The organism is Nonomuraea sp. NPDC050383, assembly GCF_044459125.1.
Taxonomy (GTDB): domain Bacteria; phylum Actinomycetota; class Actinomycetes; order Streptosporangiales; family Streptosporangiaceae; genus Nonomuraea.
The window spans coordinates 112664-129679 of record NZ_JBITIP010000001.1 but is presented as its reverse complement, the minus strand read 5'-3'; the positions used below and the strand labels follow the sequence as shown (position 1 = coordinate 129679).

The following is a 17016-nucleotide window of genomic DNA, read 5'->3' as shown; positions in this document are numbered from 1 at the left end:
GGACCCGGACTCGCGGGATCAGGCGCTGCGGTAGAGCTCCGCGACGCGGAAGGCCAGGTCGAGGGACTGGCCGCGGTTGAGGCGCGGGTCGCAGGCCGTCTCGTAGCGGGTGGCCAGGTCGCCCTCGGCGATCTCGTGGCCGCCGCCCACGCACTCGGTCACGTCGTCGCCGGTGAACTCGATGTGGATGCCGCCCGGGTGGGTGCCGAGCGCGCGGTGCACCTCGAAGAAGCCCGCCACCTCGTCGAGCACGGCGTCGAGCCGCCGCGTCTTGTGGCCGCTGGGCGCCTCGAAGGTGTTGCCGTGCATCGGGTCGCAGATCCACGCGACCTGGGCACCGGCGGAGGTGACCTCCTTGACCAGGCTGGGCAGCAGCTCGCGGATCTTGGAGGCGCCCATGCGGGTGATGAACGTCAACCGGCCCGGCTCGTTGTCCGGGTTGAGCTTCTCGACCAGCTCCAGCGCCTGGGCCGAGGTGGTCGTCGGGCCCAGCTTGACGCCGATCGGGTTGCGGATGCGGGCGAAGAAGTCGACGTGGGCGCCGTCGAGCTGCCGGGTGCGCTCGCCGATCCACACCATGTGCGCCGACACGTCGTACGGCAGGCCGGTGCGGGAGTCGATGCGGGTCAGCGCCCGGTCGTAGTCGAGGATCAGCGCCTCGTGCGAGGAGAAGAACTCGACCGTGTGGAACTCCTCCGGGTCGGCCCCGCAGGCGCGCATGAACGCCAGCGCCTGGTCGATCTCCCGGGCGAGCTGCTCGTAGCGGCGGCCGGCGGGGGACTCGGCGACGAAGTCCTGGTTCCAGGCGTGGACCTGGCGCAGGTCGGCGTAGCCGCCCTTCGCGAAGGCGCGGGCCAGGTTGAGCGTCACGGCGGAGGAGTGGTACGCCTTCAGCAGCCGCCACGGGTCGGGCCGGCGGGCCTCGGGCGTGAAGTCGAAGCCGTTGACCATGTCGCCCCGGTAGGCGGGCAGCTCCACGCCGTCGCGGGTCTCGGTGCCCTTGGAGCGCGGCTTGGCGAACTGCCCGGCCAGGCGCCCGATCTTCACGACCGGCACCTTGCCGGCATAGGTGAGCACGATCGCCATCTGGAGCAGCGTCTTGAGCTTGTTGCGGACGTTGTCGGCGGTGGCGCCGGCGAACGTCTCCGCGCAGTCGCCGCCCTGCAGCACGAACGCCTCGCCGCGCACCACGGCGGCCAGCTGGTCCTTCAGCAGGTCGCACTCGCCGGCGAAGACGAGGGGAGGCAGGCCGCCGAGCTCGGCGACGACCTTGTCGAGCTCGCCGCGGTCGGGCCAGTCGGGCTGCTGGGCCGCGGGGAGGGCTCTCCAGGAATCGAGATTGCTCTGTGCGCTCACGATATACGAGGGTATTCCACCTGCCCCGCCAGACAGACCCCGATGTCCACGTTGTGAGAAGGTCGTTTCAGGGGGACGCGGGCACCTCGACGTGCTCGGGCCGTACGCCCAGGCCGATGAAGCGCCGCGGGACCCGGTTGAGCAGGGGGATTCGCGTCACGTCCGGCCGGATCGGCGGGGACCCCAGGCGGTTGCGCAGCGCCGGGCCGATCAGCAGGTCCTGCACGACCCGCTGGGCGGCCTGGGTGACCCGGGTCGGCCACATGCGCCGCCGCTGGAGCCGCCGCAGCGTCGCCTCGGGCACGCGGCCGTCCGCGCGCAGCGGCCCGGCCACCAGGTTCGCCGCGGCCACGGCGTCCTGCACGGCCAGGTTGATGCCGACGCCGAACACCGGCGACATGGCGTGCGCCGCGTCGCCGATGGCCGTGAACCCGGGCCGGTGCCAGCGGCGCAGCCGGTTGAGCACCACGGTGAGCATGCTCACGTCGCCGTAGCCCTCGATCAGCGTCTCCCGGCCGGCCAGGAACGGCACCAGCCGCGCCACCGGCTCACGCAGCGCGCCGATGCCCTGCCGTACGAGGTCGTCGTAGCCGCCCTTGGGGATCACGTACGCGAGCTGCCAGTACGTCTCCCGGTCGATCACCACCATGAGATGGCCGCGCGAGAGCCGCAGGAACGTCTCGTCCGGATCGCCGGGCACGCGCGGCAGCCGGAACCACAGCACGTCCATCGGCGCCCCGAACTCCCTCGGCACCAGCCCGGCGGCCCGCCGCAGCACCGAGGTCCGCCCGTCGGCGGCGACGGTCAGCCCCGCGCGCAGCTCGTGCTCGCCCGTCGCGTCGCGGTAGCGCACCCCGCGCACCTCGCCGCCCTCCACGATCAGCCCGTGCGCCTCGGCGCTCATCAGCAGCCGGAACGACGGGTAGCGGGCGGCGGCGGAGGTCACGAGCGACAGGAAGTCCCACTGGGGGACGAACGCGATGTAGTCGTACGCGCAGGGCAGCCCGCGCAGGTTGGCGAGCGGGATCGGCCCGGTGTCGGTGACGATGCTCAGCTCGTACGTCTTGCGGTGCGGCAGCCGCAGGAACTCCTCCGCCAGCCCGATCTCGCCGAGCACCTGGAGGGTGGAGGGGTGGATGGTGTCGCCGCGGAAGTCGCGCAGGAAGTCGGCGTGCTTCTCCAGCAACGTCACCTCGACGCCGGCCCGGGCGAGCAGCAGGGCGAGCATCGCGCCCGCCGGGCCGCCGCCCGCGATCACACAGCTCATGGTCCGTCCCCAGGTGCGGCGTTTCGCTGGATCTTTCCCCGTACGAGGAGGTCCGAACGCGCCGCCCGGGGACGGCCGGGGACGGCGCGGTCAGGCCGGCGGGCTCCCGGCGAGGCGGCGCAGCACGTGGGTGAGCGACTCCGTGGCGAGGCCGCGGATGTGGGCGTACTCGTCCTCCGGGTACTGCCGCGGCCCGTTCTCGACCAGCAGGATCAGGTACAGGTACGCCCGGTAGAGGTCGAGCCGCACCCGGGCGCGGGGCGTCAGGTCGAGCGGCGTGACCTCGCGGTAGCCCGCGAGCAGCGGGTCGTCCTCGTCCAGCTCGTCGAAGAGGGTGGGCGTGACGAACTCCGCCAGCGGGTCGCCCCAGAACGCCCGCTCGTGGTCGATGATGGCCTGGATGCGCGGCCGCCCCGTCAGGTCGAGGAACACGTTGCCCGCCCACACGTCGAAGTGGACCAGGTGCGGCGTCGTCACCTCCTCCAGCGCGGGCGCGGCGCCGGCGACCACGGCCGCGATCTCGGCGGCGGGCAGCGGCAGCGGCGTCGGGTAGCGCCGGGTGTCGGCGAGCAGCGCCTCCATCATGGCGAGGTACGCCTCCCGCCAGGTGGCCCCGGTGATGCCCGCGTGCGGATAGCCGAACACCTCGCCGGTCACCGCGTTGAGCCGGGCCAGGTGGCGCCCGAGCTCCCGCCGCAGCGCGTCGTGCCCGCCTCCGTCGAGCAGGCCCCTGACCAGCGGGTCGCTGGAGGGCGGGACGTCGTTCCACGAGACGCCGTCGAGCGCGTGCAGCACCAGGTAGTCGCCGCCCAGCACCGGGTCGTCGAACCCGGCGGCCACCAGCGCGGCCACGGGCACCCCCGCCGCCGCGGCCAGCTCGCACACCGCCGCCTCCATGCGCAGCAGGTGGCGCTCGTAGCTGAGCTGCTCCAGCTCGGGCGGTGGCGCCACCTTGAGCACCACGCCGCGGCCGTCGTCGAGCGTGAGCCGCCACACCGCGTTGGCGTAGCCGTCGGTCAGCTCCGCCGCGGCGGCGACGCCGACGCCGAGGGCCCGCCGGGCCAGGTCGTCCAGCTCGGCGGGGGAGAGGCGCCGTTTCGTGCGGCTGTCCATCGTGGGCGTTCCCTGCTCTCAGGCGGACTGGCGCAGCACCAGGTGGGTGTCGAGGATGACCACCGGCTGGCGGACCTCCTCGCCGTTGATGCGGGCCACCAGGAGCTGGGCCATCTGCCGGCCCATCGCCTCCGCCGGCTGGTGGACCGTGGTCAGCGGCGGGTCGGTGTGGGTGGCGGCCTTGGAGTCCTCGAAGCCGACCACCGCCACGTCGCCCGGGATGGTCCGGCCCGCGGCCTTCAGCACCTGCAGCGCGCCCACCGCCATCAGGTCGGAGGCGGCGAACACCGCGTCGAGCGCCGGATGCGCCTCCAGCAGCTCGCGCGTCGCCGCGGCGCCGCTCTCCTCGGAGAAGTCGCCGTAGGCGACCAGCTCGGGCATGCCGGAGCTGAGCAGCGCGTCGCGGTAGCCGGCGAGACGGTCGACGCCCACGCCCATGTCCTGGGGGCCGGCGATGGTGGCGATCGACTTCCGGCCGAGACCCAGCAGGTGCTTGACCGCCTGCCGGGCGCCGGCCCGGTTGTCCATGTCGACGTAGCTGTAGGGCGCCGGGCCGACCGGCCGGCCGCCGAGCACGGTGGGCACGCCCATCGACTCCAGCCGGGCCGGCAGCGGGTCCTCGCCGTGCAGCGACAGGAGCAGCACGCCGTCGACGTGCTGCCCCGTCAGGTAGTGCTCCAGCCGCTCGTGCTCCTCGTCGGACTGCGCCATCGCCAGGATGAGCTGGAGCCCCGTCTCCGACAGCGCCGAGCCGATGCCGCGGATCGTGCCCGCGAAGTACGGCTCGTCGAAGACCCGCAGCTCGCTCTCCGACACCACCAGGGCGACCGTGTCGGTGCGCCGGGTGACGAGGGCGCGCGCGGCCCGGTTGGGCACGTAGCCCAGCTCGTCGATGGCCTGGCGGACGGCCTCGCGCGCCTTGTCGCTGACGTTGGGGGATCCGTTGATGACCCTGGACACCGTGCCCCGGCCGACCCCGGCCCGGGCCGCGACTGCCTCAAGAGTCGGTCGGTTCATGGCGCCTATTCTGCCGGATGATCTGGGAATACCAGAGCGCGCTGTCCTTCAGCACCCGTTCCTGCGTCTCGAAGTCGACGTGGACGAGCCCGAAACGCTTGCCGTACCCCCACGCCCACTCGAAGTTGTCCATGAGCGACCAGGCGAAATAGCCCTGCAGCGGCACGCCGGCGTCGATCGCCTCACGGCAGGCGCGCAGGTGACAGTCGAGGTACGCCGTGCGCTGGGCGTCGTGGACGCGGCCGTCCTTCAGCACGTCGTCGAACGCGGCGCCGTTCTCGGAGACCACCAGCGGGATCGCCGGGTAGTCGCGCGCCACCCGCTGCAGCACCTCCAGCAGGCCGCTGTCGTCGATCTCCCAGCCCATCGCGGTGACCGGCCGCCCGCCGTTGACGAACGACACGTGCTCGCTGCCGACCCAGGGCGAGCCCGTCTCGGTCGGGGCCGCCGCCGCCGACGCCTTGCCGCCTCCGGCTCCCGAAACGGTGAAGCGGCTGTAGTAGTTGACGAGCAGCAGGTCGATGGGAGCCTTGATGGTCTCCATGTCGCCGTCGGCGATGAAGCCGGTGTCCATGCCGAGGTCGGCCAGGACGTCCTCGGGGTAGCGGCCGAGGAGGAGCGCGTCCAGGAAGAACCGGTTCTGCAGCCCGTCGATCCGCCGCGCCGCGTCCAGGTCGGCGTCACTGTCGCCGGCCGGCGTCACCGCGTACAGGTTGACGCAGCCGCCGACCCTGCTGCCCGACATGGCCTGGACGGCCAGCCCGTGGGCGAGGTTGAGGTGGTGGGCGGCCCGGATGGCGTTGGCCGGCTCGCGGCGGCCCGGGGCGTGCTCACCCGAGGCGTAGCCGAGGAAGGCGGCGCACCACGGCTCGTTGACCGTGCTGAAGGTGTGCACGTGGTCCTTGAGCGCGTCGTGGACGCACTGGGCGTACTCGGCGAAGCGGTAGGCGGTGTCCCGGTCGGGCCAGCCGCCCGCGTCCTCCAGCGCCTGCGGCAGGTCCCAGTGATACAGGGTCAGCCACGGGTCGATGCCGTTCGCGCGCAGCTCGTCGGCGAGCCGCTTGTAGAAGTCGAGGCCCTTGTGGTTGAACCGCCCGGAGCCCTCCGGCTGGATGCGCGGCCACGACACGGAGAACCGGTAGGCGCTCAGGCCCAGGTCCGCCATGACGGCGACGTCGTCCTTGTACCGGTTGTAGTGGTCGATGGCCACGTCCGCGTGGTGGCCGCCGACCACCCGGCCGGGCTGCTTGGTGAAGGTGTCCCAGATGGAGACGCCGCGGCCGTCGGCCGTCACCGCGCCCTCGATCTGGTATGCCGAGGTGGCCGCCCCCCACGCGAATCCCGGGGGGAACCGCAGGTCGGAGCTCGTCTGCTCCTCTTGAGTCGTCACGCCTTGACCGCACCTTCCATCAGGCCGCCGACGATCTGCCGGCCGAACAGCACGAAAACCACGAAGAGAGGGAGGACGGAGGCGGCGGTGCCGGTGAACAGCATCACGTAGTCCGTGCCATGGGCGGAGTTGAGCGCCGCGATCGAGGTCTGAACCACCGGGTTGTCCGGGTTCAGCACGATGAGCGGCCACATGAACTCGTTCCAGGTCTGCATGAACACCAGCAGGGCCAGCACCGCCATCCCGGGCCGCAGCGCGGGCAGGACGACCCGGCCGTAGATGCCCAGGGTGGTCGCCCCGTCGACGCGGGCGGCCTCGACCAGCTCGTCGGGGACCGCCTGGGAGGTGTACTGGGTCATCATGAACACGCCGAACCCGTTGACGAGGAACGGCAGGATGACCGACTGGAGCTGGCCGGTCCAGCCGAGCTTGACCATCATGTCGTACAGCGGCACCACGCCCATCTGCTGGAGCGGCACCATCATGGTGACCAGGATCAGCCCGAGCAGGATCTTGGAGCCGGGGAAGCGGAGCTTGGCGAACGCGAAGCCGGCCAGCGTCGAGATGAGCACCACCGACACGGTCACGGTGACGGCCACGATGGCGGAGTTGACCAGGCCGGTGATGAAGTTGGCGTCCTCGGTCGACAGCAGCCGCTGGACGTTCTCGCCGAGGTGGCCGCCGGGCAGCAGCGGCGGCGGCGTCTCCACGGCGTCGTCGTTGGTGCGCGTCGCCATGATGAACATGTAGTAGATCGGGAACGCGGACAGCAGCAGCGCGAAGCCCAGCACCACCTTGGTCATGAGGCCCGCGTCCCAGAGGCGGTTGTTCACTTGCCTCCTCCGATGCGCCGGGTGAACCAGTAGTTGACCATCGTCCCGAGCAGGATCAGCACGAACAGCAGCCAGGCCGCCGCCGAGGCGTAGCCCATCTCGAAGTCGCGGAAGGCGGACTTGACGATGAACATGGCCACCGTCTGGTACTGGCCGGTGGTGCCGCCCGTCATCATCGGGTTACCCTCGAACATGACCGGCTCGGTGAACAGCGTCAGCCCGCCGATCGTCGAGATGAACACGACGAACACCATCGTCGGCCGCAGCATCGGCACCGTGATCCGCCAGAACTGCGTGCGGGCCGACGCCCCGTCGATGGAGGCGGCCTCGTACAGGTCGCGCGGGATCGTCTGCATCGCGGCCAGCAGGATGATCGCGTTGTAGCCCGTCCAGCGCCAGTCGACCATCGTGGCGATCGCGATCCAGGAGGACCACTTCTGGTTCTGCCAGATGATCGGTTCGACGCCGAACCAGGACAGGATCCAGTTGAAGACCCCGTAGTCGCGGCTGTAGAGCTGGCTGAAGATCACGGCCACGGCGACCACCGAGGTGATGAGCGGCAGCAGCACGCCGAGGCGCAGCAGCAGCCGGCCGCGCAGCCTCTTGTTGAGGGCGTTGGCCAGCAGCAGCGCCAGCACGAGCTGCGGCACGGTGGCCAGCACGAACATGCCGAGCGTGTTGACGACGGCGTTCCAGAAGGCGGCGTCGGTGATCAGCTCGCCGTAGTTGGCCAGGCCGTTGAACTCGGTGTCGCCGGCCAGCTCCCAGTCGTGCAGCGAGACCCAGAGCGTGTAGCCGAGGGGGAAGATGCCGAAGACGGCGAACAGCAGGTAGTAGGGCGACACCAGCACATACGGCGTGCCCTTGAGGTCGAAGCGGGCCATCCGCCGGGAGGGGGCCGACCGCCTGCCCGGCGCCCGCCGGGAAGGCGGCGGCGCGAGTTGGATAGTCATGGAAGCCTTTCGAGCCGGGGCGGGGAGGGGTGGCGCCCGCAGAGGGGAAGGGGCGCCACCCGGTCCTGGGGGACGGGGGTCAGCCCGCCGCCTTCACACCCGCCTCGACGAACTTCGACCAGGCCTCGTCGTACTTGATCGCGCCCTGGTCCATGCCCTCGATGACCTTCTCGACCGCGGTCTTCACCTGGGCGTGCTTCTCACCGAAGAACACCGGCTGGAGGTTCTTCACCGACTCGCTGAAGATCTGGCCGGTCGGCGCGTCGTTGAAGTAGGCGTTCTTCAGGCCCGCCACCTCCGGGTCCTGCTGCGCGGGCAGCGAGCTCGGGAACGCGCCGGCCTCCTTGAAGGCCGCGATGTGGCCCTCCTTGCCGGTGAGGTAGTTCACGACCTCGGCGGCTTCCTTGGGGTGCTTGGTCTGCTTGGGCACCGCGAGCCAGGAGCCGCCCCAGTTGCCCGTGCCGCCCGGCACCGCCGCGACGTCCCAGTTGCCCTTGTTGGACTCGCCGGCCTTGCCCTCGATCACGCCGAGCATCCACGACGGGCAGCCCATGGTGGCGAAGCCGCCACCCTTGATGGCCTTGTCCCACGCCGGGCTCCACGCCTGCAGCTTGGCGGTCATGCCCGCCTTGCTGAAGGTGGTCACCCAGTCGAAGGAGGTCTTGACGGCCGGGTTGGACTCGATGACGAGCTTGTTGCTCTTGTCGAAGTAGGAGACGTTGCCGTTCTTCGGCGCCTCCTGGAAGAGGATCACGTTGTAGATCGTGTTGGGGCCGTCCATGAACTTCGCGCCCGTCTTGGCGGCCTCGAACTTCTTGCCGGTCTCCAGGAACGCGTTCCAGTCCGGCCAGAGCTTGCCGACCTCCTCGCGGTCGGTGGGCAGGCCCGCCTTCTTGAACAGGTCCTTGCGGTAGCACATGGTCATGCCGCCCATGTCCGTGCCCAGCGCGAACAGCTTGCCGTCCGCGTTGACACCCGCTTCCCACTTGGCCGCCGGGAAGTCCGCCTTGCGGCTGTCCAGGCCGTACTGGCCGAGGTCGGTGAAGAACTGCGGACGGGCCGCCATGAGGCCCATCGCGCCCTCGTCGATGCCGACGACGTCTCCGGCGCCTGCCCCCGCCTGGAGACGCTGGAGCAGCTGCGGCAGGTACACGTCCTCGAACCGGTCGGTGAGGTTCGTGTACTTGATCTGGATGTTCGGGTGCTCGGCGTTCCACTTCTTGACGGCCTCGTCGTAGCCGAAGTTCTCGCCGCCGCCGAAGGTGTGCACGTTGATCGTGACCGGCTCGGCCGCCGCGCTGCTCTGCGAGCCCGCCGGGGTGCCGCCACCGCCGCTGCTGCACGCCGCGATGGCCAGCAGGGCCGTCATCGCGGCTCCGGTCATGACCAAGCGCTTGTGGTTCTTCATTCGGAACCCCTCTGGGTGGTGAATGTGGGAGGTGCATCGCGGCGATGAGGCCGCGATGGGAAGGTCTTGGGAGCGCTCCCACAAAGAGTGCCCTCATGGCGTGGGGGTCGTCAACGGCCCGAAACGCAACCGTTACCTCGGGCCGTATTTGTCGCTGTGAAAGCGGATTTGGGGGCCTAAACAGCTCGAAAAGGTCGCTGGGAGCGCTCCCATACCATCCGTCCCGTTAACGCCACACGAACGGACAACCCGCTGTGGGACCGGGCGGGACGGTCAGGCGTACGGGGGAGTCCTCCCGGAACGCGAGCGAGCGCGCGCCGGGGGAAGGCGCGCGCTCGCTCCCTCTGGGGAGAGGTGGGGGAGTGGTCGGGGGACCGGGTCAGCCGGCGTAGTTCGGGTAGCCGTAGCCGACGACCTGGGAGGTCGGCCGGACGCGCTGCTCGACGCGGCCGTTGCCGGTGTTGCCCTCGATCGTGGAGATCGTGCCGTTGCCGTTGTCCTTGACGACGAACCCGACGTGGTTGATGTCGTCCAGGTCCTTGCTGCCGCTCCAGGAGAAGAAGACGACGGCGCCGGGCTTGGCCGTGCTGCCCCAGCGGTGGTTCTGGGCGAACCAGCGGGCGTGGGCCACGGTGTAGGCGTCCCAGCCGACCTGCGGGCGGGCGCCGGTCTGCTCGCCGACCCAGGAGACGAACATCGAGCACCACGCGGCGTTGAGGTAGGACTGCGGCGAGCCGCCGTCACGCTTGACGGTCTCCAGCGCGCGCTGCGACTTCGCGTACCACTGCTGGAACTTGGTGCCGCCGCCGTAGGCGTTCTCGGAGGTGCCGACCTGGGCGCGGGCCACGTCGAGGACCTTCTGCGCGGTCACGTTGACCCGGCCGTACTGGGAGCCGGACGCGGCCTGGTTGTTGACGGTCTGGCTGACGGACGAGTTGGAGGCCGGCCCCACGTGCTCGGGGGTGTCCGCGTTGGCCGGCGCGACGGCGCCGAAGGCGGCCGAGGCGATGATGGTCGCGCCGAGGGTGGCGCGGATCGTTCCGGGCGTGAGGGCACGGATGAGACGGTGCTTGGCCATCGAGAAGGGATGCTCCTTGCTTCCATGCCGCTTACCGGGTTAGCTGACGGGTTCGGGCGTGGAAGCTGCCCTACGGCACAGGGGAGTGCCGATTCACCCCAAGAGAAGTGGGTCCCCGGTTCCGCGCTCAGGCGGATTCAGCGGTCACAGGGGGGTCCTGTGATGATCTGTGCGATGGGCCGGCAACGAACGGGCAAACCGGACGTAAGCCGACGAACAGGATTTAAGGTAATACATCCGGCAAGAGGATTACAAGTGGATAAATGCCCAGCTAGGAGAGCTGAGATCGTGCCTCCTCCAGAAGCCCCATCATGGCAAGGCTTTCGTCCAGTGGCATGATCTCGCTTTCGGTCCGTCCTTCGGCCAGGGCGTCCCGTACCTCGCGCAGCTCCCCCGCGTATCCGTTGTCGACCGGGTCGAGGTCGTGCACCTCCGTCGCCATCGACGCTCCGCTGAGCACGACGCGGTTCGGGGCCCAGAACGGCGCCTGGATCTCGGCCCGCATCCCCGAGCCCACCACGTAGGCGCTGTTGGGGAACGAGGCGAGCAGCGAGGCCTCCACCAGCGCCCGCCTCCCGCCGGGGTAGACGAGCACGCCGCCCGCCTCCGCGTCCACGCCGGACGGCGCCAGGCAGCCCGTCATCCGCACCTCCGACGGCGCCCCGAGCAGCAGCTGGGCCAGCCCGAACGGGTAGATCCCCAGGTCCAGCAGGGCCCCGCCGCCCAGCTCCGGAGCCCACAGCCGGTGGGCCGGGTCGAACGGCAAAGCGAAGCCAAAACTGGCCTGCACCGAGCGGATCTCGCCGAAGCGCGGGTCGGCGGCCACCCGCCGGATGAGCGGGTTGAACCGCATCCACATCGCTTCCATCAGGAAGACCCCGGCCTCGCGGGCCAGGCGCACCATGCGCTCGGCGTCGGCGAGCGAGGCGGCCAGCGGCTTCTCGCACAGCACGGCCTTGCCCGCCGCGATGGCCGCCTCGGCCACCGCCAGGTGCTGGGCGTGGGGCGTGGCCACGTACACGGCGTCGACGGCCGGGTCGGCGCACAGCTCCGCGTAGGAGCCGTACGCCGACTCGGCGCCGAGCTCCGCGGCCAGCGCGGCGGCGCGGCCCAGGTCACGCGAGCCGACGGCCGCCACCCGCATGCCGGTCTCCGCGGCGATGACCGCGCCCACGGTCCGTGCGATGCCGCCTGTCGCCGCGATGCCCCATGCGAGATCCCTCATGGCGAGGGATCATAGCTTTTTTACCCAAATGTGGCGGGATCGGGCCCAAGGCGGCGATTGGCGTTGAGTGCCCCGATAGCCGCCAGGTCCTCGTCGTCCAGGACGAAGTCGAACACGTCGATGTTCTCCCGGATGCGGGACGGCGTGACCGACTTGGGGATCGTCACGTTGCCGAGCTGGATGTGCCAGCGCAGCACGACCTGCGCCGGGGTGCGCCCGTGCTTGGCGGCCAGCGTCTGGAACGCCGGCTCCTCCAGCAGGCCCCGGCCCTGGCCGAGCGGGCTCCACGCCTCGGTGAGGATGCCGTTGGCCTCGTGGAAGGCCCGCAGCTCGTGCTGCTGGAGCCACGGGTGCAGCTCGATCTGGTTGATCGACGGCGTGATCCCGGTCTCGTCCATGAGCCGGGTGAGCGCCTCCACCGTGAAGTTGGACACACCGATGGCCCGGGCCCGCCCGTCGCGGTGCGCCTTCTCCAGCGCCCGCCAGGCGCCCACGTAGGCGTCCTGCTTCGGCGCGGGCCAGTGGATGAGATAGAGGTCGACGTGGTCCAGGCCGAGCCGCGCCAGGCTCTCGTCCAGGGCCCGCTCGGCGCGGTGGTGGTCGTCGTTCCACAGCTTCGTGGTGACGAACACCTCCTCGCGCGGCAGACCGGAGGCGCGCACCGCCCGGCCCACGCCCTCCTCGTTTCCGTAGATCCTGGCGGTGTCGACGTGCCGGTAACCGGCCTCCAGAGCGGTCGTCACGGCCCGCTCGGCCTCGTCGGCGGGTACTTGCCAGACGCCGAACCCGAGCTGGGGGATCGAGACGCCGTCACTGGTGAGATGGAGCGAGTTCATGGCCTCCATTGTTCACGCGGCGTTCCCCGCGCCGTCAGGGGGCCGGATTACGGTGAGCGCGTCGTGCGGTCGCAGGCGACCCGGAGCGAAGCCGGCATCAGCCCGGAGTGGGGAGAGCAGGGGTGGCGGAGCGGGCGTCGGCCTGGGTGGAGTCACCCCTCCAGATGCTCTGCGCCGTCGAGGCGCACCACGCCGGCCTGCTCGGCCCCGCCACCGCCGTCGTGCCCCGCGCCGGGCAGCGCGCGCTGAAGGCCACCCGCCGCGAGCTGCGCCGCCTGTCGCTGCCCGAGGGCCTGGAGATGGCCGAGCCGTCCGAGAAGCTGCCGCGCCGGATGAACGCCGCCGGCGACGCCTTCTCCGGCAAGGTGCAGCTGCGCTGGCTCACCTCCCGCCCCGGCCGGCTGGTCGTCGTGGACGACGGCCTGGCCACGCTCCGGCTGCTGGAGCTGCTGGCGGCGGGTCCGTACCGTCCGCTGCTGCGGGCCCGCGCCCACCCGGGACGGCTGCGCGCCGTGCTGGGGCTGGCCGCCGCGCTCAGGCTGCGCGCCGGCCGGGTGACCGTCTTCACCGCCCTGCCGGTCACCGAGGAGCTCGAACAGTCGGTCCGCGACGCCGGGTTCGACCTCGTCCGCCATGACTTCGCCTGGCTGCGCTCCCAGCCGCCCACCGAGCCCGGACCGGCCGAGCGCACCGTGGTGCTCGGCACGTCCCTGGTGCGCAACGGCCTGGTGCGCCGCGACCGCTACCTGCGCTGGCTCACCGACCTGGCCGGCGAGGAGCCGCTCGCCTACTACCCGCACCGCCGCGAGGACCCCGCGGACGTGGCGCTCATCCGGGAACGGCCCGGCATCACCGTGCACGACGGCGGCGCGCCGGCCGAGCTGACGCTGCGCGGCCTCGACGCCGGGCAGCGGGTGCTCAGCCTTCCCTCGACCGCCATCGCCTCGCTGCGGGTCCTGCTCGGCCCGCGCGGAGTCACGGTGGAGCCGGTGGCCGTGCCGGACGACTGGTGGACCAGCGGGGCGGCCCCCGCCCTGCGATCGCATCTGACAGGAGTGACCGGGTGAGAGTGCTGGCGGTCGCCGACTCCGACTCGTACCTGAAGTGGGCGGCCTGCCTGCTCGGCGACCTGCCGGCCGGCTGCGAGACGGACCTCGTGGTGGTGCGTACGCCGATCGCGCCCTCGCCGGAGCAGATCGCGGCGGCGGTGCACGGGCGGCCCGCGCCCCCCGTGCTGTCGGCCCGCGCCCTGCGGCGCGAGGCGGAGCGCAGCCGGCCGGACGTGATCCTCGTCGCCTGCACCGGCCCGGTCGTGGACGTGCTGGTCGCCGAGGTGCTGAGCGGGCTGCGGCCCCGGCCCGTGTTCGCGACCGGGCTGCCCGGCATCTCCGTGCCCGCCACCGAGAAGGCGTGGCTCTTCCGCAGCGGCTGCGACCTGTTCGTGCTGCACAGCCGGCGCGAGGTGGCCGAGTTCGGGGAGATCGCGGCGCGGCTCGGCGGGGGAGGGGCGATCGGGCTGGCCCGGCTGCCGTTCCTGCGTCCCGGCCGCGCCGGGGGCGGCGGGAACCGGGTGGTGTTCGCCACCCAGGCCAAGGTGCCGCGGGAGCGGGCGGAGCGGGAGCAGGTGCTGGCCGCGCTGGCGCGGCTGGCCGAGCGGCGGCCCGACCTGGACGTGGTGGTGAAGCTGCGCGCCCTGGAGGGCGAGCGGCAGACGCACCGCGAGCGCCACCACTACCAGCGGCTCTGGCGCGAGATGGGCGAGCCAGGGCGGCTGTCCTTCGCGGCCGGGCCCATGCACGAGCACCTGGAGCGGGCGGCCGGGTTCGTCACGGTCAGCTCGACGGCCGCGCTGGAGGCGGTCGCCCAGGGGGTGCCGTCGCTGGTGCTCTCCGACTTCGGGGTGAGCGCCGAGATGATCAACCTGGTGTTCGAGGGGAGCGGGCTGCTCGGGACGCTGGACCAGCTCGCGGAGGGCGACTTCCGGGCCGCCGACCCCGAGTGGTGCGCGGCCAACTACTTCCACCCGGCGGGGCTGGACGACTGGACGGGCCTGCTGGCCGCGCAGGCGGCCGGCCGGGAGACGCCGGCCCGGTCGCTGCTGGACGGGCCGGAGCACGCCGCCGCCCGCCGCCGCGCCCGGCTCCGGCTGGAGGTGCCGCCGACCGTGCTGCGCTACGGCTACCGCGCCCGGCGCCGCGTCCGCCGCTACATCAGCGGACGGCGGTAGGCCCACGCCGTTGCGTCAGCGGACGGCGGTGGAGGCACGTCGTCGCGTCAGCGGACGGCGGGCGCGTGCGTCACCGGGCGGGCATGTGCGTCAGCGGGCGGGCGTGAGCTTGCGCCGCAGGCGGGCCAGGGCCGTGGGGCGGCCGGTCAGGCCGAGCGTCTCCAGCCGCTTGCGCTTGAAGTAGCGCGGGTCGAACACCGTCGCCGACGGCCGCAGCTCCGGGTACGCCTCCGCCTGCATGCAGTAACCCACCGCGCGCACCAGCGCCGGCAGGTCCAGGGCGGGCGGCGCCTGCACCGAGCCGTCCGCCGACAGCCGGGGCAGCAGCGCGTCGACCAGGGTAACGGGGATCCGGTTGCTGTTCTCGTACGGGCTCAGCCGGTCCAGCACCAGCTCCGTCCCGTAGGAGGCGACCGGCAGGCTGAAGTACCGCTGGGCCGTGATCAGCCCAGTCGAGAAGCATCCCACCACGAGCTCCGGCCGCAGCGCCGCGAAGCACGCCTCCGCCGGGGTGCTCTCGTCCGCCACCACCAGCCGCACCCCCAGCCGCTCGGCGGCGGGGCGCAGCAGGCGGGCGTGCGCCCGGCCCGCCGACGGGTGCGGCTTGAACACGACCGTCTCGTGCCCCCGGGCGGCCAGCGCGCGCAGCATGCTCTCGTGCAGCGCCGCCTCCTCCTCGGGCGTGACGATGTCGAGCGCGGACAGGTACTGGCCGAGGATCATCGCCCGCGCGTCGAGCATGTCGGGCGCGGTCGCCGTCACCTCGCGCACGACCGACAGGAACGCCGTGTCCGGCAGCACCTCCGCCGGCACCCCGTACTCGCTCAGCAGCAGCGGCTCCAGCCCCGGCACCAGGTCGAGGTGGAGCAGGCGGGTGATCCGCCGGAAGATCTCGGCGGGCAGCGGGTCGCGGGTCGGGCCGTAGCTCATCAGCCCGTCGGAGTAGACGGTGATCGGGCAGTCGCGCACCAGCCCGGCGATGGTCCGCGCCGGCGGCACCGCGATCGACTCCAGCACCAGCTCGTCCACCTCGCCGAGGCCCAGCTGCGCGCGGATCAGCCGCTCCATCATCGGCACCTCGATGACCCGGGCCTTCCAGTCCGACGGGTGCAGCGGCGCGATGAGGTCGTTCCAGGAGTGGATCTCGTCGAAGCGGGAGCGCAGCGCGGCGAAGCCGGGCGCCCGGTCGAGCGGCACGGCGATCTCCGGGATCGCCGCGTTCGTGGAGACGATGAGCACCCGGCGCCCGTCGCCGAACCGGCCGTCGTCGATCGCGGCCGCCAGCGACATGGCACCGAACAGCGTCGAGGCGTAGCAGACCGTCGTCATGAATCCTCCCGATCCCGGCGGAGCCGGACGAGGGGGCTGGGGGGCAGGTCCGGCAGGAGGGCCCGCAGCGCGGCCTCCCGCCGGACGGACATCCTGGAGACCGCGTCCACGACCAGGCCGGTGGGCAGCGCCCGCACGGCCTGCGCGCCGCGCTCCTCGAAGCGGGCCCGCAGCCGCGGCGTGAAGCGGCCGGCCAGCTCCAGGTGGTGGGCGAGCAGCGCGCAGAAGTTGCGCACCGCCTTCGGCAGGAACTCCTCCTCCAGGTCCTTGAAGACCAGGTCGAACGCGTCGAAGAAGTGCAGCTGCCGCTCGTCGCCGACCTGCGTCAGCGAGCCCGCCACCTGCCGCCGGTAGAAGACGCCCGCGATGGACACCACCGCGAACGTGGCCGCCTCCCGGTGCAGCCGCCAGATCCACGGCCGGTCCTCGGCGGTGTGCAGGGAGCCGGGGAAGTGCAGCAGGTCCCGCAGCGAGCGGCGGTAGACCCCGGCCCACGCGTACGGGTAGTCGACCATGGTCCGCACGTTCGCGGGCAGGATCGCGTCCCTGGGATCGAGCACCACGCCCCGCCGCGCCAGCGGAGCGCGGTGCACGACCCGTCTGCGGCCCTCGGCCTGGACGTGGTCGGCCCGCACGAAGTCGCAGCCGAGCCCGTCGATCGCCTCGACGAGCCGTTCCAGGTATCCGGGGGCGAGCCAGTCGTCGCCGTCCATGAACGTGACGTACCGGCCCTCCGCGGCCGTCAGCCCGGCGTTGCGCGCGTCCGCCAGCCCCAGCGGCAGGGGATTGCGGATGAGTGACAGGCCGGGCAGGTCGCCGCGGAAGTCCTCGACGATGTCGGCGGTGGCGTCCACCGACCCGTCGTCCACCACGATGAACTCGAAGTCGCGCCGGGCGTTGCGGCGCAGGGAGGCGAGCGCGTCGGCGATGAAGCGCTCGCCGTCCCGCACCGGCACGACGACCGAGAGAGTGATCAAGTCTTTC

At 71.8% G+C, this 17016-nt stretch carries 15 protein-coding genes and 1 riboswitch; of the genes, 2 read left to right on the top strand and 13 right to left on the bottom strand.

The window, feature by feature from the left end; genetic code table 11:
• Window positions 1–18: 18 nt before the first annotated feature.
• From ACIBG4_RS00600 to ACIBG4_RS00550, 11 genes are all read right to left on the bottom strand, one after another.
• The gene (locus ACIBG4_RS00600) at window positions 19–1356 is read right to left on the bottom strand and encodes a class II 3-deoxy-7-phosphoheptulonate synthase (protein ID WP_397200028.1); all 1338 of its coding nucleotides are present in this window, start codon (window positions 1354–1356) and stop codon (window positions 19–21) included.
• A gap of 67 nt (window positions 1357–1423) precedes the next feature.
• The gene (locus ACIBG4_RS00595) at window positions 1424–2623 is read right to left on the bottom strand and encodes an FAD-dependent oxidoreductase (protein WP_310711973.1); all 1200 of its coding nucleotides are present in this window, start codon (window positions 2621–2623) and stop codon (window positions 1424–1426) included.
• A gap of 90 nt (window positions 2624–2713) precedes the next feature.
• On the bottom strand, window positions 2714–3736 hold the full coding sequence (locus ACIBG4_RS00590) for a phosphotransferase family protein (protein ID WP_397200027.1): 1023 nt from the start codon (window positions 3734–3736) through the stop codon (window positions 2714–2716).
• 18 nt (window positions 3737–3754) lie between these two features.
• On the bottom strand, window positions 3755–4753 hold the full coding sequence (locus tag ACIBG4_RS00585) for a LacI family DNA-binding transcriptional regulator (protein WP_310711975.1): 999 nt from the start codon (window positions 4751–4753) through the stop codon (window positions 3755–3757).
• Complete coding sequence (locus ACIBG4_RS00580) at window positions 4734–6143, bottom strand: GH1 family beta-glucosidase (RefSeq protein ID WP_397200026.1); 1410 nt, start codon at window positions 6141–6143, stop codon at window positions 4734–4736. The genes ACIBG4_RS00585 and ACIBG4_RS00580 overlap by 20 nt, the downstream gene beginning before the upstream one ends.
• Window positions 6140–6946, bottom strand: a complete 807-nt coding sequence (locus ACIBG4_RS00575; protein WP_397200680.1) for a carbohydrate ABC transporter permease — start codon at window positions 6944–6946, stop codon at window positions 6140–6142. Before ACIBG4_RS00575 ends, ACIBG4_RS00580 begins: the two co-directional genes overlap by 4 nt.
• A gap of 26 nt (window positions 6947–6972) precedes the next feature.
• The gene (locus ACIBG4_RS00570; protein WP_397200025.1) at window positions 6973–7929 is read right to left on the bottom strand and encodes a carbohydrate ABC transporter permease; all 957 of its coding nucleotides are present in this window, start codon (window positions 7927–7929) and stop codon (window positions 6973–6975) included.
• A 79-nt stretch (window positions 7930–8008) separates the two neighbouring features.
• Window positions 8009–9337 carry an ABC transporter substrate-binding protein gene (locus ACIBG4_RS00565; RefSeq protein ID WP_397200024.1) on the bottom strand — a complete coding sequence of 443 codons (1329 nt, stop codon included), beginning with the start codon at window positions 9335–9337 and terminating at the stop codon, window positions 8009–8011.
• A 379-nt stretch (window positions 9338–9716) separates the two neighbouring features.
• Window positions 9717–10415, bottom strand: coding sequence for a CHAP domain-containing protein (locus tag ACIBG4_RS00560; RefSeq protein ID WP_397200023.1), 699 nt, complete (start codon window positions 10413–10415; stop codon window positions 9717–9719).
• A gap of 13 nt (window positions 10416–10428) precedes the next feature.
• A riboswitch (cyclic di-AMP (ydaO/yuaA leader) is annotated at window positions 10429–10568 on the bottom strand.
• 118 nt (window positions 10569–10686) lie between these two features.
• The gene (locus ACIBG4_RS00555; protein ID WP_397200022.1) at window positions 10687–11640 is read right to left on the bottom strand and encodes a Gfo/Idh/MocA family protein; all 954 of its coding nucleotides are present in this window, start codon (window positions 11638–11640) and stop codon (window positions 10687–10689) included.
• Between the two features lie 20 nt (window positions 11641–11660).
• Window positions 11661–12476, bottom strand: a complete 816-nt coding sequence (locus ACIBG4_RS00550) for an aldo/keto reductase (protein WP_397200021.1) — start codon at window positions 12474–12476, stop codon at window positions 11661–11663.
• 122 nt (window positions 12477–12598) lie between these two features.
• Here ACIBG4_RS00550 and ACIBG4_RS00545 point away from each other — a divergent pair, with 122 nt between their 5' ends.
• Window positions 12599–13543 (top strand): hypothetical protein, encoded by a 945-nt coding sequence (locus ACIBG4_RS00545; RefSeq protein WP_397200020.1) that lies wholly within the window; start codon window positions 12599–12601, stop codon window positions 13541–13543.
• Window positions 13540–14703 carry a DUF6716 putative glycosyltransferase gene (locus tag ACIBG4_RS00540; RefSeq protein WP_397200019.1) on the top strand — a complete coding sequence of 388 codons (1164 nt, stop codon included), beginning with the start codon at window positions 13540–13542 and terminating at the stop codon, window positions 14701–14703. The genes ACIBG4_RS00545 and ACIBG4_RS00540 overlap by 4 nt, the downstream gene beginning before the upstream one ends.
• 90 nt (window positions 14704–14793) lie before the next feature.
• On the opposite strand, the gene ACIBG4_RS00535 is transcribed toward ACIBG4_RS00540, so the two are convergent.
• Together ACIBG4_RS00535 and ACIBG4_RS00530 are read right to left on the bottom strand one after the other, a co-directional pair.
• Window positions 14794–16032, bottom strand: coding sequence for an alpha-2,8-polysialyltransferase family protein (locus ACIBG4_RS00535; RefSeq protein ID WP_397200018.1), 1239 nt, complete (start codon window positions 16030–16032; stop codon window positions 14794–14796).
• Window positions 16029–17009 (bottom strand): glycosyltransferase family 2 protein, encoded by a 981-nt coding sequence (locus ACIBG4_RS00530; protein WP_397200017.1) that lies wholly within the window; start codon window positions 17007–17009, stop codon window positions 16029–16031. Before ACIBG4_RS00530 ends, ACIBG4_RS00535 begins: the two co-directional genes overlap by 4 nt.
• Window positions 17010–17016 lie beyond the last annotated feature (7 nt).